The sequence below is a fragment of the Pseudomonas solani genome (assembly GCF_026072635.1).
GTDB classification, from domain to species: domain Bacteria; phylum Pseudomonadota; class Gammaproteobacteria; order Pseudomonadales; family Pseudomonadaceae; genus Metapseudomonas; species Metapseudomonas solani.
Genome location: NZ_AP023081.1, coordinates 5979095 through 6002654, shown reverse-complemented (window position 1 = coordinate 6002654; position 23560 = coordinate 5979095). Strand labels below are relative to the sequence as shown.

Sequence of the window (23560 nt, the reverse complement as noted above, 5' to 3'; positions counted from 1 at the left end):
TCCATGTCCTATTTGGGGGGCGCCGGCGTCGCCAGGGGCGCGGCGGCGATCTTCGGCTTCTTGAACAGCGGAACATTGGCCTTCTGCTTGCTTTTGAAGGCCTTGTCGGTGGGCTTCACCTCCAGCTTCGTGTGGCCTGCCTCCAGCTGTTTGCGTACGCAGGCCTCGTCGCAGCCCATGGCGGACGAGACGGCTTGCGCTCCGCAGTCCAGGGCGATGCTGAAGTCGTATGGGTCGCCCAGTTTGGACTTTTTGGGAATCCGATCGTTGCGCAACTGGGCAAATTTGGCGCCCACCCGGCCATGCTCGTCCAGCTCGGTGGAGACCGGGTTGCGCGAGTCATGGTCCTTGCCTTCCACGCAGACGCAGGGGGCGGCGCCTTCGGAGTACTTGGGGTAGCGCGGTTGCCCGCGGGCCTCGCCGGCCTTGCGCTGTTCGGAAAGCTCGGCGACGGGAATGGGGTGGTGCGGTGTCTTGTCTCCACAGCCCACGCAGCTGTTCGGGCTGAAAGGCACGAGCACACAGCGGCGGGCCTTGCAGCAGTCATCGGAACAGTCGCTGGCGATGGGTTTCTTGCAATTGTCGTTGACCTTCTTGGCATCGCCGGACTTCGCGCAGGGGTGGTCATCCAGGGCAAGCGCCACTTCGTCCAGGTAGGGCCAGGGGACGGTGTTGCCTTGCGAGCCGTGGTTGTGGGTCGTCAGGTCGGACATGCGATCCACGTTCTGGCCTTCGAACTTCACATCCATGGACCAGGCGGTGAAATACACCTTGCCCTTGATCTTCGATGTGATGACGCCTTTCTTCGGGGCGCAGCCGGCTTCGTCGCCATAGCTGGTCTTGAAGTAGCTCTTGTCCTTGAGCATCACTTCCTTGCCGGAGATCTTCACGGTGCGCGACCCGTTCGAGGTGTCGCTGGCCATTCCGGTGTTGGGGTAGGGGATGGGGACGCCGGGTGGTGTCGCGGGCGTTTGTGGCGGGGTGAAGCACACATCGGGGAAGCAGGCGACGGACTTCCCCTCGGCCGCCTTGCAGGAAATCTCCAGCCCGTTCGCGAACACCTGATTAGCCATCTCTCCTCCTGAGCGTTCATCCATTCCCGGACTGGCTTCAATCTAGCAGCGGGTCGGTGACGCGCCAGGGCCGCTCGGCGGTTGGGGAAGTAGCGGCCTAGAGCCTCGGCGAGCAGCCTGGGGGGCACCAGGCCGCTTCGTAGTGGGGCATTACTCCGCAGGTGCAGTGCCGGCGCCGAACCGCTCGCGCAGCAGGTAGCGCAGGGATTCGCCCAGGGCTTCGCCGTGACCCAGGCCTTCGAAGGACTGGAAGAGGGCGTCGAGGCCGGGGACCTGGGCGAGGTCGTCCACCAGCTCCGTGGCGGCGCGCTCCGGGTAGGGCTCGGCGGTGCCGCGCGGGTTGGCCGGTTCCGCGCTGCCGCGCATCAGCAGCAGGCGCGCCGGGTGGCCGGCGATGCGCTGCTCCAGCCCCGGGCGTTCGCCGAAGATGACGCCATCCCCCCACCAGAGCGACGGGCTGGCGGCGGCGAACTGGCTGAACTGCCGGGGCCGGGTGAACAGCGCATGCAACACCAGCAGGCCGCCGTAGGAGTGACCCCAGAGCGTTTGCCGGGTGGTGTCGAAAGGCGCTTGCGCGGCCACGGCCGGGCGCATCTTCTCCTGCAGCAGGTCGAGGAAGGCGTCGGCGCCGCCGCTGGGCTGGCCGGTGAGCGGGTCGCGCTGGCCGGGCTTGTCGGGCTGCCGGGGCGTGTAGTCCAGGGTGCGGGCGTTGCGCTCGATGCGCTGCGGGGTCTGGTAGCCGATGGCGACCAGCAGCGGCGCATCGCCCTTGGCCAGGTCCTGCAGCAGGGGCGCGTCGAGCACGCCGAAGGCGGCATTGCCGTCGAGCATCCACACCACCGGGTAGCCGCCGGCCGGGGCCGGGCTTTTGGGCTTGGCGATCCACAGTTGGTAGTGGCGCTGGCCATCCTCGGAGTCGAGTTTCAGGCTGCTGAAGGCGTAGGGCAGGTCCTGGCGCTGCAGCAGGCGCGTGTCCATCAGGGCGTTGGGGTCGGGTCGCGCCAGGGGCGCGACTCCGGGAAGTGCCACTGCCAGGGCGAAGGCCAGGGCAGAAGTGAAGCGGGGCAGTCTCATCAGGCGGTCTCGACAGTCAGAACGAGGCGGTCATGCTGGTGTAGAGGGTGCGGCCGGGCTCGTTGTAGGTGGCGGCGCCGGCACCGTCGATGTTGTTCACGCCCTGGGCGTTGCCTTCGCGGTACAGGCGCTTGTCCAGCAGGTTGTCGACGCCCGCGGTGAAGCTGAGGTTCTCGCTCAGGTCGTAGGTGCCGCTCAGGCCCAGCAGCGCATAGGGCGAGAGCTGGTTGTTGGCGTTGCCGGTGACGCGGTTGCCCTGGTAGCCGTATTTCTTCGGCTTCTGCTTGCCGTACCAGGCGACGCTGGCCTGGAAGGACAGGTCTTCGCGGGCCTGCCAGTCGAGCATGGAGTTGAGGGTGTAGGCCGGGGTGACGGAAAGGGTGTCGCCGGTTTCCTTGTTCTTCGACTGCAGCATCCAGGTGAGGTTGTTGGTCCAGCTCAGCTGCTCGGTCAGCGGCAGGGTGAGGTTGCCTTCGATACCTTCCACCAGCGCCTTGGGCACGTTCTCCCACTGGAATATGCGGGCGTTGGCGTAGTTCACGCCGCCAACCACCTGGCCGCCGGTGGCGCTGCCGATGGAGGCCATGCCGGACTCGATCTTGTTCTTGTAGTCGTTGCGGAAGTAGGTCAGGCCGGCGACCAGGCCGTCCTTCTTGTACTCGATGCCCAGTTCCTTGTTGACGCTGGTTTCGGCGTCGAGGTCTTCGTTGCCGCGCAGGTAGCAGCTGGTGGTCTGGCCGTAGCAGCCCTGGCCACGGCTGTAGAGCAGGTAGTCGGAGTTGAGCTGGTACAGGTTCGGCGCCTTGTAGGCGCGGGCGATACCGGCCTTCAGGGTGAGGGTGTCGGTGAGCGCGTGGGACAGGTTGAGCGACGGGCTCCAGTTGTTGCCGACGATGTCGTGGTGGTCGAAGCGCAGGCCCGGGGTGAGCATGGTGCCGGGGGCCAGTTCGATGTTGTCTTCGGCGAACAGCGAGAAGATCTGCGCCTCGGAGGTGGTGTCGCGGCCGCTGTTGGTGAGGCCGCCGATGGCGCCGCCTTCGGTGGTGGTCTGGGTGTTGGAGCTCGGGTCGTCCAGTTGCTGGCGGGTCCATTCGCTGCCCAGGGTCAGGGTCTGCGGGCGGCCGGCATCCAGGGGCAGGTTGAGCTCGCCGTGGGCGGTGAGGTTGCGCAGGGTGGCGGTGTAGTAGCCGCTGTTGGCGAAGATGCCTTCGGTGCCGCCGGCCAGGCCTTCGTTGATGCGGTTGTTGCGGGTCTTCTCGTACTGCAGGTAGGCCAGGGAGCTGCCGAAGTCCCAGTCGCCACGGTGGGTGAGGGCGTAGGTCTCGCGGAAGGTGCGGTTGGTCTCGTGGCCGAGCATCTTCTTCACGGTGGCGTTGCTGTTGGTGTTCTGGGTGTCGCCGGTGTAGAGGTTGCCCTGGCGGCTGAAGCCGGTTTCCAGCTCCAGGGTCTGCTCGGGGGTGAAGTTCCAGCTGAGCAGGCCGTTGACGTCCTTGTTGCGCACGCCTTCGCGGCCGGCGGGCAGGGTGCCGGCCTGGTTGCCGGTACGGGCGGATTCGTGGCCTGAGTTGATGTCCCAGTCGTCCGACTCGGTCTTGGCGACGTTGCCGTAGACGCGGTAGCTGAGGGTGTCGGTGAGCGGGCCGTTGAGGCCGAAGCTCAGGCGCTGGCTGGCGCCTTCGTCCTTGTGGGTGGGGAAGGAGGTGTAGACGGTGGCGTTGCCGTGGGTCTTGGCGCCGGCCTTCTTGGTGATGATGTTGACCACGCCGCCTGCCGCGCCGTTGCCGTAGCGCGCGGCCGCCGGGCCACGGATGACCTCGATGCGCTCGACCTGGTCGGCCGGCACCCAGTTGGTGTCGCCACGGCTGTCACGCTCGCCACGCCAGCCGTAGCGCACGGCGTTGCGGCTGCTCACCGGCTTGCCGTCCACCAGGATCAGGGTGTTCTCCGGGCCCATGCCGCGGATGTCGATCTGGCGGTTGTTGCCACGCTGGCCGCTGGTGGAGTTACCGGTGAGGTTCACGCCCGGCATGGTGCGGATGATCTGCGACAGGTCGTTGGCCGGCGGGCGCTTCTTGATGTCTTCGGCGGTGATCACCGAAACCCCTGGCGCCTGCTTGGTCTCTTCCTCGGCGGTGGCGATGACGTTCTGGGCTTCCAGCTCGATGCCGGGGGCACTGGCGTCGATGTTGGCCGCGTGCACGGCGAACGACAGCAGGCAGCTGGACAGCAGCAGGAAGGGGATGGCGGTGGAAGACGGGCGAGGCGACATGGACGATCTCCGGTAATGCCTTGGGATGCGCGAAGATCATGAATGATATTAATTGTTATTTGAGAGTAAAGCGCATTAACTTTCTAAACACTTCGTGAGGGTCCGTGTTGGGGGGATTCGCGAGCAGAGCTCGCTCCTGCGACAGGGTGCAAAACCTGCGATTGAGCCCCGTAGCCTGGGCTTCAGCCCAGGGATTCCTGCACGGCGCCGCTCCCGGGCTGAAGCCCGGGCTACAGGAGGGAGCACCCTGCCGTGTAGGGCGGGTGAAACCCGCGATTGGGTCGTGCGGGGCGCCGGGTGTGGGAGCGGTTTCAACCGCGAAATCGCATCGCGAATGAATTCGCTCCTACAGGTCGAGCGTAGGGCCATTGCGTCATGTGGCCGGCAGTTCCGTAGCCTGGGCTTCAGCCCAGGGGTTCCTGCACGGTGCCGCTCCCGGGCTGAAGCCCGGGCTACAGGAGGTAACATCGCGCCACCGGCAGCCGCAGGTGCAGGCACAGGCCGGGGTGGGCGTTGCTGGCCCAGAGCTGGCCGCCCTGCAGTTCGATGGCGCGGCGGGCGATGGCCAGGCCCAGGCCGAAGCCTTCGCCGGTGCCGCCTTCCAGGCGTTGGTAGGGGAGGAAGATGCGTTCCAGGTCCCCCTCGGCGACGCCGGGGCCCTGGTCGCGCAGGCGCAGGTGCCAGCAGTCGCCATCGCGCTCGCCGTCGAGACTTACCCTGCCGCCTTCAGGGGAGTGGCGGATGGCGTTGCGCAGCAGGTTCTCCAGGGCCTGGGCGAGGCTGTCGAGGTGCACCTGCACGCGGCAGTCGGCATCCAGGGTGCAGGGCAGGCGTGCGGCGTCCCAGCCGCTTTCGAAGCAGGCGTCCTCGCGCAGGGCTTCCCAGACCGAAAGCACCTGCACCGCTTCGGTGGGCAGCTGCGGGCGCTCGGTGTCCATCCAGGCCAGGTCGAGGGTGTCTTCCAGCAGGCGTTGCATATCGGTGATTTCGCGGTCCAGGCGCTGGCGCAGCTGCTCGGGCGGCAGCTCGCTGTCGTGGACGATGCGCAGCCGGGCCAGCGGGGTGCGCATCTCGTGGGACAGGGTGCGCAGCAGCAGGCGCTGCTGGCCCAGGCTCAGGCGCAGGCGCTCGGCCATGTGCTCCAGGGCCTCGGCCAGCTCGCCCAGCTCGTCGCGGCGGTCGGCCAGGGGCGTGCCCAGGGGCGCGGTGTCCAGTTCGTCGGCGCGCAGGGCATCGGCGCGGTCGCGCAGGCGGTTCAGCGGCACCACGAGGTGGCGGTAGATCAGCAGGCCGAGCAGGGCCGCCAGCAGCGTTGGTACCACGCCGTGGGTGAAGAGGTGGGTCCAGGGCGTGAGGCCGCTGGGCAGCAGGCGTTCGGGCAGCTGGAGCACCAGGCGGCCGTTCTCCGGGTGCTCGGGGAACTCGATGCTGACGTAGGGCAGCTCGTCCTGCAGGCGCCGGCTCATGGGCCAGTCGAGCTTGCGCATGAAGGTCAGGTGGCTGGATTCCTCCGCGTTCAGCGGCGTGCCGTCGAGGCTTTCCAGGCGCGGGCCGAGCACCGCCACCCAGGTGTCTTCGCGGCTGGCCAGGTCCTGGCGGAAGCGCGCGACGCCGGCCGCGCCTTCGTTCTCCCAGGCCTGCTCGGCCTGCAGCGCGTACTGGGCCAGGTAGTCGCGGTCGGCCGGGGCCAGGAAGTAGGTGCTGCGCTCCACCGACAGGCCCCAGGTGTAGATGAGCCAGGTGAGCAGCAGGCAGAAGCCGACCTGCAGAAGCGCCAGCTTCCACAGCAGGGGATGGCGGCGCATCAGGAGCGGTCCGTCTCGACCAGCAGGTAACCCTGGCCGCGCACGGCCTGGATCTGCAGGCTATGCAGGCCGATATCGGCGAGCTTGCGGCGCAGGTTGCAGACATGCACGTCGAGCCCGCGATCCAGCCGCGTGTAGGCGCGGTGTAGCACGCATCGGTAGAGGAAGGGCTTGCTCAGGGCATCGCCCGGGTGTGCCTGCAGGGTGGCCAGCAGGCGGTACTCGGAGGGCGTCAGCCCGGCGTTGCGGCCCTGGTGCCGGACGTCCTGGGCCTGATCGTCGAACTGCAGCGGGGTTTCCGCACGCTGCACTGGCTGGCGGCGGTCGAGGCGCACGCGGCGCAGCAGGGCGTCGGTGCGGGCGTCCAGTTCGGCAAGGCTGAAGGGCTTGGGCAGGTAGTCGTCGGCGCCGCGGGTGAAGCCGGTGATGCGGTCCTGCTCGGCGCCCAGCGCCGACATCAGCATCACCGGGGTGTCCTGGCGGCTGCGCAGGGCTTCCAGCAGCTGCAGGCCGTCGAGGCCGGGCAGCATGATGTCCAGCAGTACCAGGTCGAAGTGGCCGGTCTCGGCTGCATCCAGGCCCAGGGTGCCGGTGCTGCAGGTGGTGACGGCGAAGCCGCGCTGGCGGAAGTGGGCGTCCAGGTCCTCGCGCAGCCGGGGGTCGTCTTCGACCAGCAGCAGGCGGGGGGAGGAGGCGGGGAATTCGATTTGAGAATATTTCACATTTGGAAATATCTCATTCCCCGGGGGTGCCTGGCAATCGCGCGATGGTCGCAGGGGTCAGCGCGTGGCGGGCTCCACCACCACCTGGTTGCGGCCCTGGCGCTTGGCCCGATACATCATTTCGTCGGCCTGCTTGAGGGTGGCTTCCAGGCTCCGTCCGCCGGGCGTCCATTCGGCCACGCCGAGGGAGATGGTCACCTGGCCGACGCCTTCGGTACGCGCCTCCTCCACCGAGTGACGCAGGCGTTCGGCGACTTCCGAGGCTTCCGCCAACGTGGTGCCGGGCAGCAGCAGGAGGAACTCCTCGCCGCCCACGCGGCAGGCCAGGTCGCGGTCCCGCGAGCAGGCCTGCATCACCGTGGCGATCACCTTGAGCGTGCGGTCGCCGGCGTCGTGGCCGAAGCGGTCGTTGACCTTCTTGAAGTGATCGATGTCCAAGGCCACCACCGCCAGGTCGCGCTCGCCGCCCCGGATGGCCACCAGGGCTTCCTCCATCGCGCGGCGGTTCAGCAGGCCCGTCAGCGGGTCGGTCTGCGCCTCATGGTTGAGGCGGCCGAGCTTCTCCTGCATCAGGGCGATGCCGGTGATCAGGGCCTGCTTGATGTGCGCGGCCTCGAAGTACCAGGCGCGCACCGTGGCCAGGCGTTCCGAGCTGCCCGGCTCGCCCATCTGGCGGGCGCCGGCGGCCAGCTGGCGCAGCGGGTCGGCGATCAGCCGTGTCGTCCACCAGAGCACCGCGAAGCCCAACAGCGCCAGGGGCATGGCAGCGACGAGCACGTGCCGGACCAACCCCTCCAGCGCCACCAGGGTGGCCTGGCGTGGCTGCTGCGAAACCACGCCCCAGCCGGTTCCCGGGATGCCGGCATAGCCGGAGAGCATCTCCACGCCCTTGGAGTTCACATACACCAGGGTGCCGCTGCGCCCGCCCAGCACGGCATCGTCGACGGCGCTGGCACCGACCTGCTGGCCGATGCGCGCGGGGTCCGGGTGATAGAGCAGCCGGCGGTTGGCGTCGATCAGGTAGACGTATGCATCCTGGTGGAAGTGCAGGCCGATCAGGCCGTGCAGCAGGTTGTCCTTGCGCATGTAGATCAAGCCGCCGACCAGGCCCAGGTACCGGCCGTCGGCATCGAGTACCGGCTGCGAGACGAAGACCACCAGCCGCCCGCTGGCGGCGTTGAAGGGTTCGCTGATCAGCGGGCGGCGGGCACGCAGCGCCTCCTCGAGGCCGGGGGAGCGGCCGCCTCCATCGAGCTGAGGCGCCTCCGGCACGGCGGCCAGCACGCGGCCATCGGCGGCGACCACGGCGATGGCGTTGAAGCCGGCATCCTGCAGGTCGAGCCGGCGTGCCTCCTCGGCGAGCAGCTGCGGGTCATCGAAGTGCTTGCCCAGCAGCGCCGCGCTGTACGCCAGCTGTTGCTGGGCCGCCTGCAATTGGGCGCCGATGCTGCTGGCCAGCTTCTGGGCGTAGGCGTGGTTGTTCTTCAGCGCGCCGTCCAGCAGCGAGGCCTTCTGCACCCGGTAGGCCGCGTACAGGCCGTTGGCCAGCGTGGCGATGCTGGCCAGCAGGACGAGCAGCAGGATCAGGTGGCGGAGCCGTGTCGCGGGGAAGGGGGTGGGGTTCATCGACGACGACTCTCCTGCGACGCGTGGGGGGACCGGCCGCGCGCCCAACGACGGCATGCAGCGGGGGCGGCGTCAGCAGTGTAGCCAAGGCGCAGGCGCGCGCTCCGGGACCCTGGCCCTCAGTCGAAACCCTTGAACACGGCGAACTCCTCCACCGGGGCGCGCTCGGAGCGCAACTGGTTGATCGGCGCGGAGCGGTCGGCGTGGCCCAGCGCCATGCCGCAGTAGAGCAACTCGTGCTCGGGCAGTTCGAAGTGGGCGTGCAGGCTCTGGCGCACCATGCCCCAGGCTTCCTGCATGCAGGTGGCGAGGCCGCGTTCCTCGGCCACCAGCGCCAGGGACTGCATGAACATGCCCAGGTGCGCCCACTGGCCGTGGCCCATGGAGCGGTCGATGACGAAGAACAGCCCCACCGGCGCGCCGAAGAACTGGAAGTTGCGCGACATGGCGCGCAGGCGCGCGGCCTTGTCTTCGCGGGGGATGCCGAGTTTGGCGTAGAGCGCCTCGCCGATGGCGTAGCGGCGGGTGCGGTAGGGCTCGGTCAGCCCTTCCGGGTAGATGGGATGGTCGCCGGCTTCGCCCGCCGGGTTCTTCATCAGGGTTTCCAGGGCGACGCGCTCCACGGCGGCCTTGGCGGTGCCGCTCACGGCGATGACCTTCCAGGGTTGCAGGTTGCCGCCGGAGGGCGACCAGCGCGCGGTGTCCAGCAGCTCGCGCAGGGTGGCGGCGTTGACGGGCTCGGCGGTGAAGGCGCGGACGGAGATGCGTTGCTTGAGGGTTTCGGCTACGGACATGACGGCGCTCCTTGGCGGGTGATGGCGCGGCCGGGGCCGTGCGGACCCGGGCGAACTTAGCGAAAAGCCCGTCCTTGACGCCACAGGCAGAACTGCCAAGAACCATCACCCGGACGCCAGCCCGGGTGATGGCGCCGGTTACTGCGCGGTGCTGGCCGGCTGCTCCCAGAAGCGCGGGAAGGTTTCGTGGGGGTACTGCTTGCCGTCGTACTTGAGGGTCTTGCGCTCGGTGCGCAGGTACTTCTCCCCGGCGGCCGAGTCGCCGGTCACCTTGGCGGTCAGCACCAGGTCGGCGAAGCCGTTGCTGCGGGTCTTGGCGATGTCGAGGGTGACCTTGGCGCTTTCGGTCATGAAGTCCGGGTCGTTGACGCAGAGGGTGCCCTTGATGGTGGTCCATTCGCTGAGGTAGGCCCTGAGCACCGGGCGCAGGGCCTTGCCGTCCGGGGCGAACAGGGTCAGCTCTTGGTCCGAGCCGCCGTCCGGGCAGCTGGCGCCGCGGGCGGTGCTGTCGAACACCAGGCCGAAGGCGCGCACGCCCGGCGCCAGGTGGTAGCGGGCGGTGTCCAGCCACAGGCTGCCGGCGCTCACCTCGGTGACGGCGTCTTCGTCCAGGGTCGCGTCGTAGCGCTCCAGGAATGCGCCGCTCTTGCCGTCCACCTTGGCCACTAGCAGGGCCAGGCTGCGTTCGCCGGCGGAGATGCCTTCATCGCCCGGGCGGACGTAGGCGAGGGCGACCACCGAGCGGGCCTTGTCGTCCGGCCAGGGTTTGCAGGCGGCGGCCACCAGTGGGCCTTCGTTGTAGGCGTCGGGCATCGCCCAGTCGTGCTGGCCCAGTTGCTTGGCCAGCGCGTCGATCAGCGGTGCGACGCAGGGTTGCGGGTCGCGGGCCTGGGCCTGGCCGGCGAGGCAGGCGCAGGCGAGCAGGGCGAGGCGGGGAGCCCAGGAGGCGAGGCGGCGGTAACGCTCCATGTCGACGGTTCCGTGTGGGGGAAAGGCCGACATTCTAGCCGCCGCTGCGGGGGGCGGAGTGGCTGACCGGTTCGCATTTCTGCCGATTGGCCGTTGCCGGCCTAGCCAGCGTTGGTGGCCAGGGGCGCGCCGACCGGTTCGCGGGCCGGCTCGAACTCCAGGGCCGGGTCGGCGATGGGCTGGCGCAGCAGCATCTCGCGGTCGCGCTCGTAGTGGTTGAGCACCCGCCAGGGCAGGTGGCGGCCCTGGCGCGGCAGCAGGTCCCCGCCGCGCTGCACGTAGCCCGACTGCAGGGCGCCCATGACGCTGCCCGGCTCCATCTCGCCCTCCGGCGCGCGGGGTGTGCACACCTCCAGCTCGTGCTTGCCCATGTGGTTGAACAGGCGGCACAGGTAGCTGGAGGCGATATCGGCCTTGAGCGTCCAGGGCGCGTTGGTGTAGCCGAATATCGAGCCCATGTTGGGGATGCCGTGGGCCAGCACGCCCTTGTAGGTGAGGCGGTCGGACAGGCTCTTGCGCTGGCCGTCCACCACCATGTCGATGCCGCCCAGGGCCCGCAGTTGCAGGCCGGTGGCGCTGATGATGATGTCCGCCGGCAGCTCGGCGCCGGATTCCAGGGCGATGCCCTGCTCGGTGAACGTGGCGATGCGGTCGGTGACCACCGAGGCGCGGCCCTGGCGCAGGGCGGCGAACAGGTCGCCGTCGGGCACCGCGCAGAGGCGCTCGTCCCAGGGCATGTAGCTGGGGGTGAAGTGGCGCATGTCGACCTTGCCGCCGAGCTGCCTTTTCACGCTGCCCAGCAGCCAGGCGCGGACCTTCTCCGGCCAGCGCCGCGCGGCCTTGTAGATGACCCGCTGCAGCCAGATGTTGCGCGTGCGCGCCATGGCGTAGACCCAGCGCTCGGGCAGCACGCGGCGCAGGGCGGCGGAGACCACGTCCTTGCCGGGCACGCTGATGATGTAGCTGGGCGAGCGTTGCAGCATGGTGACGTGGCCGGCGCGCTCGGCCATGGCCGGCACCAGGGTCACGGCGGTGGCGCCGCTGCCGATGACCACCACGCGCTTGCCGCTGTAGTCGAGGTCTTCCGGCCAGTGCTGCGGGTGGATCAGGCGGCCCTGGAAGCGCTGCATGCCGGGGAAGTCGGGCTGGTAGCCCTGGTCGTAGTCGTAGTAGCCGACGCAGGAGACCAGGAAGCGCCCGGTGAACACCCGCTGCGCGCCGCTGGCCTCGTCACGGGTCTTGACCGTCCACAGCCGCTCACGGCTGGACCAGGAGGCTTCGGTGCAGGCCAGGCCGAAGCGGATCCTGCTGTCGACGCCATGTTCGCGGGCGGTGTCTTCGATGTACTGGCGGATGGTGTCGCCGTCGGCCAGGGTCTTGAGCTGGTCCCAGGGGCGGAAGGCGAAGCCGAAGCTGAACATGTCGGCGTCCGAACGGATGCCGGGGTAGCGGAACAGGTCCCAGGTGCCGCCCACCGCCTGGCGCCGCTCGATGATGGCGAAGTCCATCTGCGGTGCCTCGCGCACCAGGTGGCAGCCCATGCCGATGCCCGAGAGCCCGGCGCCGATGATCAGCACGTCGTGATGGTCGTTCAAGGTCGGCCTTCCTTCTTGTTGTTCTTGTGTTGTGCAAGTCATAGCAGGCTTTGCCGTCGCTGCTCGCCGGCCCTTTGGCGGGTTGTCGGGCACGCGGGGGTTTTGTCCGGGTGTAGGGCGGGTGAAACCCGCGGGCAAAGTGATGCCGGGATGTCGGGTTTCACCCGACCTACGGGGGGCGGCTCAATGCTCGCGTCGGTAGCTGAAGCGGCAGCCGCTGGGATCGGTGAAGGTGAGGCCGTCGGCGTCGAGGCTGTAGCCGTAGCTCACCAGCGCATCGTTGGCGGTGGAGAGGGTGACGCGGCCGGGGCTCTCGATGTGCCAGGTGCCGCTGTCCCACCAGGTGAAGCCGCCGGGGGCGTCGGGGGTGCCGCTGTACAGGCCGTTGGCGTCGAAGCGCAGGCTGCTGGCGTACTTGGTGGCGCAGGGTGGGGACTGGCTCTTGCGCCATTGCCCCAGCAGTTGGTTTTCCAGGTCGGTCATGTCGTGCTCCGGTGGTTGCCGGTGCGGGGTGCCTGGGGGCACCTCGCACCGGTCCTGTCGCCCCTACTTGGCGCCGGCCGCCAGGTTGGTGGGCCTGGCTCGGGCCTTCGGCGCCTTGCCGAGGTCCTTGAGCACACCACCGGCATCGCTGATGAGGGTGGTCAGCTTGCTGCGTTCGGCGTCGCTCATCACCGTATCGTAGTCAAGCAATGCGCTGGCGTTCTTCGGATCGGCCTTGCGTTTGTGGAAACGCTTGGCCAGCCGCTTGGCCGCGATGGCGGCGAAGTGTGGCTTGAGCACCGGCGAATCCAGCGCCGCCTGGATGGCGTCCAGGCCCTCGGTGAGGTGGTCGCCACCGATGGCCAGCACCAGGTGCGCGTCGGGCGTCGAGAGCACCCGATGGGCGGCTTCGGCGTGGCGTGCCTCGACCGCTGCGGTGACCATCACCGTGGCGCTGCCGGCGGCATGGGCGACCATGCCGTCGATCTCCCAGTGCACTTCCACCTTCACCTCGTGCACGCCGGGGACGCCGAACAGCGCGCCTTCGGCGCCGCGCATCAGGGTCATGGATTCGCTGATGCGCTCACCCGGTTGCAGCAGGGCGTAGGGCTGGTCTTCGATGCAATGCACGAGGGTGCGGTAGCTGCGCGTAGTGCCGGCGGGGTCGATGACGCTGCCGCTGACGAAGTCGCTCTTCAGGCTCAGGTTGGCCGGTACCCTCACCGGTTGGTCGCCTCGGTTGACCAGGGCGATGCCGACTCGCACCGGCGCGCCCAGGGGCAGTTCGCCGAGCAGCGGGGTGACGTCCAGGTCCAGGCCCAGCACCTCGGCTTCGAGGTCCGTCGGGGTGATGCTCGGCATCGCCGTGGAGGCGCTACCGAAGGCCACCGAGCCGGGACGCACGAAGGGGTCGGGGTAATGGCGCAGTTGCTTGAGGTTGTCCGGGTGGAAGGACCACTGGATGTTGCTGGGGAAGGGCGTGGCCGGGGTGCCGGCGGCGGCGATCACGTCGCTGGTGCACATGAAGCCGAAGTCCGCCGAGTTGTGGTACAGGCCCATGGCGTGGCCGATCTCGTGCACGGCGGTGCGGAAGTAGGGCGCCGCCGCGGTGCCGAAGCGCTTGCCGCTGACCGTTCCCCAGCCGGCTGCGATGGTCCAGTGGGAGGCGATGCCGATGCCCTCGCGGGGTACGTTGTTGGAGTCGGTGCCGCCGTTGTCGTACATGATCCCGCGCGGGGTGGAATCGATGTTCTTCACCGCCAGCACGTGGTAGCGCCACTCGGTGTCGAGGTTGACCACCGCGCGCCGCGCCAGCATCGCCGCATGCATCTCGGCGTCGGACCAGGAGTTGCCGCTGGCCTCGGCGACGTTGGTGTCGCTGAGGTTCACCGCCACCTGCCAGCCCACGGCGTCCATCACCGTCTGCCAGGTGTGCCCTAGGCCGCTGTTGGTCGGCTGCTCGGAGCCGGAGACGGTGTCGATCTCCACGGTGCAGCGGCGGTAGTAGCTCGACAGCCAGCCCATGGTCATGCGCCCGATCACCGCGTTGGCGGCGTTCTTCACATCACCCTCGGCGTAGTCGGAGGGCGAGGGATAGCCCGCCGGCCCTGCCATGCGCACCATCTGCGTGGTCAGCTTGGAGTCCAGCGCCCAGCTGTTGGGGGCGGTGAAGCGCCACAGCTCGAAGCCGAGGTGGAAGCTGTTGCCCAGGTAGAAGTTCTCCGGCAGCGAGGTGACGCGGATGTAGTAGCGGTAGCGCGAGCGCGACAGGATCGGGATGCCCGAGGCGGGGTTGGGTCCGGCCAGGAGGATGGGCTTCAGGCTGGTTTCCGGGCGGCTGCCGAGCAGCGGGATCGGCGAGGCGATGGGCAGCGGCAGGAAGAGGGTTGGCCGCTGGTAGAGGTCGCCGCTGGCGGTGCGGCCGGCGCTGTGGGATTCCACGCGCAGGGTGCCGTCATAGGACACCAGCGGCGCGCCGGTGGGCTTGTAGTTGAGCAGCCAGCAACCGGGGCGGATGCTGCGCAGCGGCGGCACGATGATCGGGCCGGGCACTTGCCTGGGGAGTTCGCTGATAGGGGGGAGGGCGCTGGCCGTTCGGGCGTCTTCCTGCTCGGGCGGCAATACATCAGGCATGGGTGGGGTTTTGTCGAGGCTGGACATCGTTGAACACTCCTATTCAACAAGGGGCGCACCCTGCCCGTACTCCGAACCACGCGAGCCATTGCATGACGCCGGTACGACACCCCTGGAAGGTTCCTTTTTTAGGGTCGTGTCATGCGTACCACGTGCGCATGGCCCGGTGAGTATGCGACTGCGCCAGGCCCTGCATAGCGCCGCCCATCGCCCGCAGGCCGTGCGGAGCGACCGGTTGTCGGAGCGCCCGGGAGCCCTGTAAGGGCGCCGCTACAGAGCCCCGCGCAACCGAACTTTTCGTGCTTGTCGATATGCCGGAAAGGCGTTTGCGTGGGGAGGGGGCGAGGGGTTTTGGTCGGCCATGTGCATCGGGAATTGGTGGGCTGAAGCCCACCCGCCCACCCGTGCTCACCCTCGGGTGGCGGCTGAGGGGAACTCTGTAGGGGCGAATTCATTGGCTCTGTCTGCGTTAAGTGTTGCTAGAGGATTTGAGTCCAGCTGATTGCTGAGCTCTGGTGATGTTTCTGGTTTCGCCCACCCGGGCGAGTCCCTTTTCTCAGTCGCCATGTCGCCAGAAAAGGAACCAAAAGGGCTTGCCCCATCATCCGGCCCGACTGCGTCGAGTTCCCTCACTCCATCGCCGTTACTCGCTACGCTCGCCCTTCGGGCCGCACTGAAGTGCGTTCGCCGCAAGCGTCGTCTGGGGGCCGGCGCGATGGGCCATCCATGGCCTGGCGCGCCTCTCGCGGCATCCATGCCGCTCGTCCCCCGGCGCAACGACTGCGTTCGGCCTCCTGGAGGGGCGTTGGCGGCTGCTCCAACTTTCTTCGTCCAGCGCATCGCCACGTGGTGCGCACAGGCTTTCGTAGGATGGTGTAGAGCGAAGCGAAACCCATGCGGTGGAGGTGGCACAAACCCTTGGGTGCCCGGAAAGCACCGTGCTTGAGCGCCTGCATTAAAACCACAACAGCTAACGCAGACAGAGCCAATTCATTCGCCCAGCGGTGCGCAGCGCTGCCGCCTCTGTGATCACCAACCCCCTCAACGGGTACGGATCTCCCCCGCGCGAGGCTTTCGGCATCGTTGCCGAGGGCGTCCTTCAATTGCATGTCGGCGCCTTGCTCGCGCAACTGATCCAGCAGTTGGGTGCGCTGGAACAGCGCGGCGTACATGGCGGCGGTCTGCCCGGCGGCGTTGCGCTGGTCGGTGGGGCAGGCGGCGTTCATCAGGCGGTGGGCGATGCTCAGCTCGGCCTTGAAGATGGCGCCCATCAGCGCGGTGTTGCCGCGGGCGTCCTGCAGGCAGGGATCGGCGCCGGCGGCGAGCAGGGCGTCCACCGCTTCGGCGTGGCCGTGGTAGGCGGTGAGGATCAGGGCGCTGTAGCCCTTGGTGTCTTGCGTGTTCAGGTCGTAGCCGGCGTCGATGAAGGCCTGGAGCACATCCAGCCGGCCTTCGCGCGCGGCGTCGAAATAGCGTTGGGCCAGTTCGGCTTTGATGGTGGCCGGGTCGGGTGATGGCTCGGCCTGGGCCAGGCCGACCCAGAGCAGCAGGGTGAGAAGTGTGTATTTCATCTCGGGCCTCCGTAAGCCGGCCCGCGTGTGCGGGCCGGCGTTGGGTGGGTCAGTCGGTGAGCTTGGCGGCCAGGGCTTTCACCTTGGCCAGGTCGCCACCGGCCACCTTGGTGACACGGGTGCCGTAGTCGGCATCGGCCTTGTAGAGGAAGGACAGCATGATGTGCTTGCTCTCGCTGTCGGTGCCGGCGAGGGACTGGCCGAAGCTGTTGACCAGGTCCTGTTGGTCCTTCTTGCCGTAGGAGCGGTACAGGTCACCGGCCTGCTTGAAGTTCTGCTCGCTCTGGATACCGCGCTGCTGGGTGCTGCCCTGCAGCGGCGTCTCGACGTAGCGGGCGCTGGCGGTGGCTTCGCGGGGCTGCAGGCGGCTCGGCTCGTAGTTCACGCCGCTGCTGGTGTGGCCGACGTTCATGCTGCCGTCCTGGTTGCCGTTGTTCACCGCACCACGGGGCTTGTTCACCGGCAGCGACAGGCCGTTGGTGCCCACGCGGTAGAGCTGGGTGTCGGCGTAGGCGAACACGCGGCCCTGCAGCAGGCGGTCTTCGGAGGGCTCGATGCCCGGCACCAGGTTGGAGGGCGCGAGGGCGACCTGCTCGGCTTCCTGGAAGAAGTTGTCGACGTTACGGTTGAGCACCATCTGGCCGATCTTGCGCTCGGGCACGTCGGGCCAGACCTTGGTGGCGTCCAGCGGGTCGAAGTCGAAGCGCGCCAGGTCCTTGGGCTCGAGCACCTGGATGTACAGGTCCCACTTCGGGTAGTCACCCTTGGCGATGGCGTTCACCAGGTCGGTGGTCATGTGGCTGTAGTCCTTGCCCTGGACGGCCTCGACTTCCTTCGGGTCGAGGTTGCGGATGCCCTGCAGGGTCTTCCAGTGGAACTTCACGTAGTGCGTCTCGCCCTTGGCGTTGACCAGCTTGTAGGCGTGCACGCCGTTGCCGTCCATGAAGCGGTAGCCGGCCGGGGTGCCTTCGTTGGAGTAGAGCAGGGTGAGGGTGCGGATGGACTCCGGCACGTGGGAGAAGAAGTCGAAGCGGCGCGAGTCGTCGTCCAGGTTGGTGCGCGGGTCCGGCTTGAAGGCGTGGACCATGTCCGGGAACTTGATGGCGTCGCGGATGAAGAAGGTGGGGAAGTTGTTGCCCACCAGGTCCCAGTTGCCGTCGGCGGTGTAGAACTTGGTGGCGAAGCCGCGCGGGTCACGCAGGGTTTCCGGGGAGTGGTTGCCGTGCACCACCGAGGAGAAGCGCACGAACACCGGGGTGCGCTCGCCGTTGCGGAAGACCTTGGCGACGGTCAGGTCGGCGATGTCCGCCGAGGCGACGAACTCGCCGTGGGCGCCGGTACCCCGGGCGTGCACCACCCGTTCGGGGATGCGTTCGCGGTCGAAGCGCTGCAGCTTCTGGATCAACTGCACGTCCTGCAGCAGCACGGAACCATTCGGCCCGGCTGTCTGAGAGTGCTGGTTGTCGCCTACGGGGGCGCCGTTGTCACGGGTCAGTGGTGCACCCACAGCCATGGAAAGATTGAACAGGCATGCCGCCGCCAGCAGGCCGGGGGCGGTGCGTTGGAATCTGGACATTTGCGTCTCCTGATGTCTCTGGTTCGGGTGTTGCGGCCTGAACCATAGGGAGCGCGGGAGGGGGCGGATAATAGGATTTGGTCAGCCTGGCGATTAGGAAATATTAAAGGTCCTACGCGCGCCGCCTGCTTAGAGTTCTCGGGTACAAGCCCCACCCCGATTTCACCAGGAGGCCGCGCAAGCGGCTCGCACGCAGGACGACCCATGACCCTTACCGAATTGCGCTACGCCGTTGCCCTGGCGCAGGAACAGCATTTCGGCCGCGCCGCCGAGCGTTGCCACGTCAGCCAACCGACCCTTTCCGTGGGCATGAAGCGCCTGGAGGACTACCTCGGCGTGCTGCTCTTCGAGCGCAGCAAGGGCGCCGTCTACCTCACCCCCATCGGCGAAAGCATCATCGAGCAGGCGCACAAGGTGCTGGCCGAGGCCAACGCCGTGCTGGAAATGGCCCACGCCGGGCGCAACCAGTTGTCCTCGCCGCTGCGGGTCGGCGCCATCTACACCATCGGGCCCTACCTGCTCCCGCACCTGATCCCCCAGCTGCACACCGTGGCCCCGCAGATGCCGCTGTACATCGAGGAGAACTTCACCCACGTGCTGCGCGAGCGGCTGCGGGAAGGCGAGCTGGACGCCATCATCGTCGCCTTGCCGTTCTCCGAGCCCGATGTGCTGACCAAGGTGCTCTACGACGAAGCCCTCTGTGTGCTGCTGCCCGCCGACCACCCGCTGGCGGCCGAGCAGCGTCTCTCGGCCGAGGCGCTGGAGGATGCCGAACTGCTGATCCTGGGGGAGGGCCACTGCTTCCGCGAGCGGGTGCTGGAGGTGTGCCCGGCCACCCAGCGTGCCAGCGTGGAATCCAGCTCCCTGGAAACCATCCGCCACATGGTCGCCTCCGGGCTCGGCGTCTCGGTGCTGCCCCATTCGGCGGTGAGCGGCCACCACTACTCGCCGGGCTCCGTGGCCATCCGCCCCTTCAGCGCGCCGGTGCCGTTCCGCCAGGTGGCCATCGCCTGGCGCGCCAGCTTCCCCAGGCCGCGCGCCATCGACGTGCTGGCCGACTCGGTGCGCCTGTGCTCGGTATCCCGTGGGCCGGGTAGGGAAGACGGCTGATCGGCGCGCGGGCTCTGGTGGAGGGGCGGGGCGACATGTATGATAACGATTATCATTTGAGTCGAACCACCCAATCCGGCCAGCCAGCAGTGCAGTGATCTTGCCCGCAGACAAACTTTCCCTTTATCTCGCCCATCGCGCCGCACTGGTGGACTACGCCGCGCCCATTGTCGGCTGCCGTGCGCGCGCCGAGGACGTGGTCCAGGAAGCCTGGCTGCGCTTCGATGGCCGCGAGCCGGATGCCCAGGCCATCGGCCACCCGGTGGGCTACCTGTACCGCATCGTGCGCAACCTCTCCCTCGACCTGACCCGGCGCCTGGCCACCGAACGGCGCCAGCCCGACGGCGATGCCGTGCTGGCCGAGCTGCCGGCCGAGACGGCGTCCCCCGAACGCGAAGTGGCCGGCATCGATGAGCTGCAGCTGATCAGCGAGGCCCTGGCCGAACTGCCCCAGCGCACCCGCACCGCCTTCGAGATGCACCGCCTGGGTGGCTACACCCTGCAACAGGTGGCCACCGCCCTGGGCGTGTCGGTGGGGTTGGTCCATCAACTGGTGCATGACGCGCTGGCCCACTGTTCCGCACGTCTGGAGCAGGCCGATGGCTGAGGTCGATGAATTTCTGAAAAAACACGTCGGAGAAACGTCTTTTGCCGAGGATGGCCGCAATGTGCGACCCTCTCGCGCCGTTTCAGCCCCCGGAGACTGGATGTCCATGCCCCACGCCGAACCCCAAGCCCGCCGGGATATCGCCCTGGACTGGCTGCTGCGCCTGCAGCAGGCACCCGGTGATGCGGCGTTGGCGACGGAGTTCCAGGCGTGGCACGACGCCGAACCGGACAACGCCGAAGCCTTCCGCAAGGCCGAACGGCTCTGGCGCCTCACCGGCCAGCTGCAGGCCACCACCCGCCAGGATTGGCCGGCGGTGCCGCCCGCTGCCGAGCCTGAAGCACAGGTCATTCCATTGCCGACACGCTCACCGCAGCGTCGTCGCCATGCCCGTCGCTGGCTGGCCGGTGCCATCGCCGCCTGCCTGGTGCTGGGCCTGGGGGCTGGCCTGCGCACACCGCTGGAGGCTGACTACCGCACCGCCCGGGGCGAGTTGAAATCCATCGACCTGCCGGATGGCAGCCGCCTGCAACTGGACGGCGACAGCGCCATCGCCGTGGTCTTCTCCAGCGAGCGCCGTGACGTGAAGCTGCTCCGTGGCCAGGCCTTCTTCGAGGTGGCCAAGGACAGCGCGCGACCCTTCCATGTGCTGGCCGACGCGCTCGACGTGCAGGTCACCGGCACCGCCTTCAACGTCGACCTCGGCAGCGCGCGCAGCGCCGTGGCCGTGGTGCACGGCTCGGTGCGGGTCGCCGACCGCGATGCCGGGCGCGAACTGGCCGCCGCGCTTACGGCAGGGCAGACCCTCGCCTATGGCGGCGACCACCAGGCCCAACGCGGCACCCTGCCCGTGGGACAGGTGGCGCCCTGGCGCAACCGCCAGCTGATCGCCGACAACGCGCGCTTCGGCGACATGGTCGAGCAACTGAAGCCCTACCTGCCGGGCACGGTGCTGTTGCGCGACGCGCAATTGGCCGAGCAACGCATCACCGGCGTCTACGACCTGCGCAACCCCGAAGCGGCCCTGCGCGGCATGGCCCAACCCCATGGCGGCCGGGTCGAATCCTGGAGCCCCTACCTGCTGGTGATTTCCCGCGGCGAATGACGCCAGCAGCGCCTCTGAAAACTTTTTTCACTTTTTTCTGAAAAATTTCCGAGCTGTCCCGTCCTTTGCCTCGCACAGCAACTGCGATCAATTCGCATTCACTGATTGGCGGGCCGATTTGCCCGCGCGGGGAGCCAGATGGAACAGCAGTCCAACAGCCTCAGTAGCGCACTACGCAGGAAACTCGGCCGGGCCGCCGGAGCGGGGGCACTCGGCCTTTGCTGCGCCCTGGGCAGCGTCACGGCCCAGGCCGCCGAAGCGGCCGCCAGCGAGAACGTCCTGCAGCAGGCCCACGCCTTCGACATCCCGGCCCAGAGCCTGGCCGCCGCGCTGATCGCCTTCGGCCAGCAGAGCGGGCTGCAACTGACCATGGATTCCGCGCTGCTGGCGAACCAGCTGTCGCGCCCGGTGAAGGGCTCGCTCACCAGCGAACAGGCCCTGGAGAAGCTGCTGCAGGACAGTGGCATCGGTTGGAGCTTCCAATACGGCAATGTCATCTTCCATGCACTGCAAAGCGCGGGCGGGGACGTGATCGAACTGGGCAATACCGTGGTGCTGGGGGCGCCACCCGAGAGCGGCTTTCAGGGCGAGACCGTGATCGATCGCCGCGCCATCGAAGCCTTCCCCGGCGCCAACGGCGACATCACCACGCTGCTGCAGATGCACCCCAGCGTGCAGTTCAGCACCGAGCAGAAGAGCTCGAACACCGGCGGCGAGATCGACCCGGCGGACATCAGCATCAACGGGGCCAAGTTCTACCAGAACAACTTCATGATCGATGGCGTCTCGATCAACAACGACCTCGACCCGGGGCAGCACTCCTGGGGAGACCTGACCCACCTCGAACGACTGCCAAGCCGGGCCCACGGCATTGCGCTGGACGCCGACCTGCTGGAGTCCGTGACCGTCTACGACAGCAACGTGCCGGCGGAATTCGGCGGCTTCAACGGTGGCGTCGTGGATGCCAAGACCCGTCGTCCCAGCCAGGAGTTGCACGGCAAGCTATCCGCCGGGATGACCCGTTCGGAATGGACCAAATTCCACATCGCCGACGAAGACAAGACCGCCTTCGAGGAGTCGAGTGACGCGCAGAACCAACCGGAGTTCGAGAAACTCACCCTGAGGGGGATGGTCGAAGGGCACCTGACCGACGACTTCGGTGTGATGGCCGCGTTCTCGCGCAAGACCTCGGTCATTCCGCTGTTCGCCTATGACGGCGGTTTTCAGAGCCAGGGCGATTCGGTGAAGAAAGACCAGCGGCGCGAGATCGACAACTTCATGCTCAAGTCCTATTGGGCAGTGAATGACCGCCTCGATATGAGCTTCAGCCTCACCCATGCGCCGCAGGAGGCGGAGTATTTCCGCTCCAACGTCAAGAACTCGGGCTCCCAGATTCACCAAGGGGGGTACCAGGCGGGCATGGTCGCCAAATGGCTGGGAGACGCCGCCAACTACACGCACACGTTCGCCTACACCAACCTTGAGAGCACGCGCACCTCGGACAGCAACGTCTTCAAGAACTGGCGTTGGTCGCAGGACAAGAACTGGGGTAACCCTTATCGCAATGGCGTTCTCTCTGCGGCTGCCACCAGCTTCGAGGGCGGGAACGGCGATCTGGAACAGACCCAGGTAGGCGCCAGTTATGTGTTCAAGGCCGATTGGCTGCCGCTGACCTGGGCGGGAGTGACGCATAACTTCCAGACCGGGCTCGAGCTCGAAACCAAGACCGGCCGCTATGAGCGCTCGTCCGATATCTATACCGCCACGACGCTCAGCCTGGCCGCAAACACCAGTGGCAACCTCACCTGCAGGACGCTCAGCGGCATTCAGGACGACGACTACTGCTCGGTCAGCGTCAACGCAGAGGGCGCTCCGGTCCGCCAGTATTTCCGTTTTCTCAACTACTACCGCGAAGGGGAGGTCGAGCAGACCGAAAACCGCTATGGGCTGTTCATGCAGGACAGGATCGAGCTAGGGAAACTCACGCTGCGCCCGGGCCTGCGCTTCGACGGTGACGACTACATGGCGAAGAAGACCTTCGCCCCGCGTTTCTCCATGGAGTACGACCTGTTCGGTGATCGCAGCACGCTGCTCACCGGTGGACTGAACCGCTACTACGGCAGGAATCTCTTCGCCTATCGCCTGATGAATGATCGCGAGGCGCTGCGCTGGCGTCGCACGCGGTTGGCCAGCACAGGCAACCAGATCACCGACTTCGGTGGTTGGGTGAACTACGGCGTCAACGAGAACTCGTTCCGCCAGCTGGACATTCCCTACGATGACGAGCTGGCGCTCGGCGTGACCCAGCGCTGGTACGACACCACCTTCGACCTCAAGTACGTTCGCCGCGAAGGGCGTGACCAGGTGTTCCGTGCCAGCGCCAACACGCTCGACCTGGAGCCGGGCGACGGCGTCACCCTGATCCGCAACTACTACGTGTTTTCCAACATCGGCAAGAGCCGCAGTGACAACGTCACCTTCACGGTCACGCCGGACTGGAAGATGAAGGGCTTCGGCACTGCCACCTCCTTGCAGCTCGCCATGAACTGGAGCCAGACCCAGAGCAACATGCAGGGCTATGAGCGCATCATCACTGACGCCGAAGAGTCCGACGAGGATGTGATCTACGACGGCAAGATCATGGCCTGGAGCGGTTTGCCTTCCGATGACTTCAACCGCCCCTGGACCGCGCGGCTGACCACCATCACCGATATCCCTGCGCTCAACATCACCTGGAGCAACTTCTTCCGCTACCGCGGCAAGTACGACCAGATTGTCTTCACTGGGGATCAGCAAACCATCAATGGCGTTGAATACGACGTCTATGACGCCGCCTCGGTGCCGGCTGCACCGACCTGGGACACCCGCGTCTACTGGGAAGTCCCCACCGGCACCGACCAGGCGGTATTCGCCGCGGTGGACGTGACCAACGTGATGGACAAGGTCAATCCCATCGTCACGCGATCCGGTTCCACCAGCTACGAAGTCGGCCGCCAGTACTGGCTCGAAGTCGGCTACCGCTTCTGACCCCTCCATAAGAACGACCGA

General features: G+C 67.4%; 16 protein-coding genes and 1 pseudogene. 4 read left to right on the top strand and 13 right to left on the bottom strand.

Annotated features, from left to right (window positions below):
* Positions 1 to 8 precede the first annotated feature (8 nt).
* The 13 genes and pseudogenes from PSm6_RS27100 to katB form a co-directional block, all read right to left on the bottom strand.
* Positions 9 to 1073: a PAAR-like domain-containing protein gene (locus PSm6_RS27100; RefSeq protein WP_021217711.1), complete on the bottom strand. Its 1065-nt coding sequence runs from the start codon at positions 1071 to 1073 to the stop codon at positions 9 to 11.
* A gap of 150 nt (positions 1074 to 1223) precedes the next feature.
* Complete coding sequence (locus PSm6_RS27095) at positions 1224 to 2147, bottom strand: alpha/beta hydrolase (RefSeq protein WP_021217710.1); 924 nt, start codon at positions 2145 to 2147, stop codon at positions 1224 to 1226.
* Between the two features lie 16 nt (positions 2148 to 2163).
* Entirely contained in the window at positions 2164 to 4416 is a 2253-nt protein-coding gene (locus tag PSm6_RS27090; protein ID WP_021217709.1) for a TonB-dependent siderophore receptor, read from the bottom strand.
* Between the two features lie 452 nt (positions 4417 to 4868).
* A complete protein-coding gene (locus tag PSm6_RS27085; protein ID WP_265168791.1) occupies positions 4869 to 6221 on the bottom strand; it encodes a HAMP domain-containing sensor histidine kinase in 1353 nt (450 codons plus the stop codon).
* Positions 6221 to 6943 carry a response regulator transcription factor gene (locus PSm6_RS27080; protein WP_286672676.1) on the bottom strand — a complete coding sequence of 241 codons (723 nt, stop codon included), beginning with the start codon at positions 6941 to 6943 and terminating at the stop codon, positions 6221 to 6223. Before PSm6_RS27080 ends, PSm6_RS27085 begins: the two co-directional genes overlap by 1 nt.
* Before the next feature lie 57 nt (positions 6944 to 7000).
* Positions 7001 to 8569: a sensor domain-containing diguanylate cyclase gene (locus PSm6_RS27075; protein ID WP_265168789.1), complete on the bottom strand. Its 1569-nt coding sequence runs from the start codon at positions 8567 to 8569 to the stop codon at positions 7001 to 7003.
* A 119-nt stretch (positions 8570 to 8688) separates the two neighbouring features.
* Positions 8689 to 9363, bottom strand: coding sequence for a nitroreductase family protein (locus PSm6_RS27070; RefSeq protein WP_265168788.1), 675 nt, complete (start codon positions 9361 to 9363; stop codon positions 8689 to 8691).
* Positions 9364 to 9501: 138 nt separating this feature from the next.
* The gene (locus PSm6_RS27065; protein ID WP_265168787.1) at positions 9502 to 10332 is read right to left on the bottom strand and encodes a PA3715 family protein; all 831 of its coding nucleotides are present in this window, start codon (positions 10330 to 10332) and stop codon (positions 9502 to 9504) included.
* Positions 10333 to 10433: 101 nt separating this feature from the next.
* Positions 10434 to 11927: a flavin-containing monooxygenase gene (locus PSm6_RS27060; RefSeq protein WP_265168786.1), complete on the bottom strand. Its 1494-nt coding sequence runs from the start codon at positions 11925 to 11927 to the stop codon at positions 10434 to 10436.
* A 183-nt stretch (positions 11928 to 12110) separates the two neighbouring features.
* Positions 12111 to 12410: a hypothetical protein gene (locus PSm6_RS27055; RefSeq protein WP_265168784.1), complete on the bottom strand. Its 300-nt coding sequence runs from the start codon at positions 12408 to 12410 to the stop codon at positions 12111 to 12113.
* Positions 12411 to 12473: 63 nt separating this feature from the next.
* Positions 12474 to 14570 carry a zinc metalloprotease gene (locus PSm6_RS27050; RefSeq protein ID WP_265168783.1) on the bottom strand — a complete coding sequence of 699 codons (2097 nt, stop codon included), beginning with the start codon at positions 14568 to 14570 and terminating at the stop codon, positions 12474 to 12476.
* Between the two features lie 1031 nt (positions 14571 to 15601).
* A pseudogene (locus PSm6_RS27045) lies at positions 15602 to 16114 on the bottom strand (ankyrin repeat domain-containing protein); the annotation flags it as partial.
* Positions 16115 to 16163: 49 nt separating this feature from the next.
* The gene (gene katB / locus PSm6_RS27040) at positions 16164 to 17627 is read right to left on the bottom strand and encodes a catalase KatB (protein WP_043244592.1); all 1464 of its coding nucleotides are present in this window, start codon (positions 17625 to 17627) and stop codon (positions 16164 to 16166) included.
* A gap of 267 nt (positions 17628 to 17894) precedes the next feature.
* On the opposite strand from katB, the gene PSm6_RS27035 reads away from it, so the two are divergent.
* From PSm6_RS27035 to PSm6_RS27020, 4 genes are all read left to right on the top strand, one after another.
* Entirely contained in the window at positions 17895 to 18800 is a 906-nt protein-coding gene (locus PSm6_RS27035) for a hydrogen peroxide-inducible genes activator (protein ID WP_043244557.1), read from the top strand.
* A 100-nt stretch (positions 18801 to 18900) separates the two neighbouring features.
* Complete coding sequence (locus PSm6_RS27030; RefSeq protein WP_031288342.1) at positions 18901 to 19407, top strand: sigma-70 family RNA polymerase sigma factor; 507 nt, start codon at positions 18901 to 18903, stop codon at positions 19405 to 19407.
* 100 nt (positions 19408 to 19507) lie between these two features.
* Positions 19508 to 20512, top strand: a complete 1005-nt coding sequence (locus PSm6_RS27025; protein WP_265168781.1) for a FecR family protein — start codon at positions 19508 to 19510, stop codon at positions 20510 to 20512.
* A 138-nt stretch (positions 20513 to 20650) separates the two neighbouring features.
* The gene (locus PSm6_RS27020) at positions 20651 to 23539 is read left to right on the top strand and encodes a TonB-dependent receptor (RefSeq protein ID WP_265168780.1); all 2889 of its coding nucleotides are present in this window, start codon (positions 20651 to 20653) and stop codon (positions 23537 to 23539) included.
* The last annotated feature ends 21 nt before the right edge of the window (positions 23540 to 23560 follow it).

Excerpts from the sequence above, each read along its gene's own strand:
- PSm6_RS27100 (WP_021217711.1), bottom strand. The coding sequence starts at position 1,073 with ATGGCTAATCAGGTGTTCGCGAACGGGCTGGAGATTTCCTGCAAGGCG.
- PSm6_RS27095 (WP_021217710.1), bottom strand. The coding sequence starts at position 2,147 with ATGAGACTGCCCCGCTTCACTTCTGCCCTGGCCTTCGCCCTGGCAGTG.
- PSm6_RS27090 (WP_021217709.1), bottom strand. The coding sequence starts at position 4,416 with ATGTCGCCTCGCCCGTCTTCCACCGCCATCCCCTTCCTGCTGCTGTCC.
- PSm6_RS27085 (WP_265168791.1), bottom strand. The coding sequence starts at position 6,221 with ATGCGCCGCCATCCCCTGCTGTGGAAGCTGGCGCTTCTGCAGGTCGGC.
- PSm6_RS27075 (WP_265168789.1), bottom strand. The coding sequence starts at position 8,569 with ATGAACCCCACCCCCTTCCCCGCGACACGGCTCCGCCACCTGATCCTG.
- PSm6_RS27070 (WP_265168788.1), bottom strand. The coding sequence starts at position 9,363 with ATGTCCGTAGCCGAAACCCTCAAGCAACGCATCTCCGTCCGCGCCTTC.
- PSm6_RS27065 (WP_265168787.1), bottom strand. The coding sequence starts at position 10,332 with ATGGAGCGTTACCGCCGCCTCGCCTCCTGGGCTCCCCGCCTCGCCCTG.
- PSm6_RS27055 (WP_265168784.1), bottom strand. The coding sequence starts at position 12,410 with ATGACCGACCTGGAAAACCAACTGCTGGGGCAATGGCGCAAGAGCCAG.
- PSm6_RS27050 (WP_265168783.1), bottom strand. The coding sequence starts at position 14,570 with ATGTCCAGCCTCGACAAAACCCCACCCATGCCTGATGTATTGCCGCCC.
- katB (WP_043244592.1), bottom strand. The coding sequence starts at position 17,627 with ATGGCTGTGGGTGCACCACTGACCCGTGACAACGGCGCCCCCGTAGGC.
- PSm6_RS27035 (WP_043244557.1), top strand. The coding sequence starts at position 17,895 with ATGACCCTTACCGAATTGCGCTACGCCGTTGCCCTGGCGCAGGAACAG.
- PSm6_RS27025 (WP_265168781.1), top strand. The coding sequence starts at position 19,508 with ATGTCCATGCCCCACGCCGAACCCCAAGCCCGCCGGGATATCGCCCTG.
- PSm6_RS27020 (WP_265168780.1), top strand. The coding sequence starts at position 20,651 with ATGGAACAGCAGTCCAACAGCCTCAGTAGCGCACTACGCAGGAAACTC.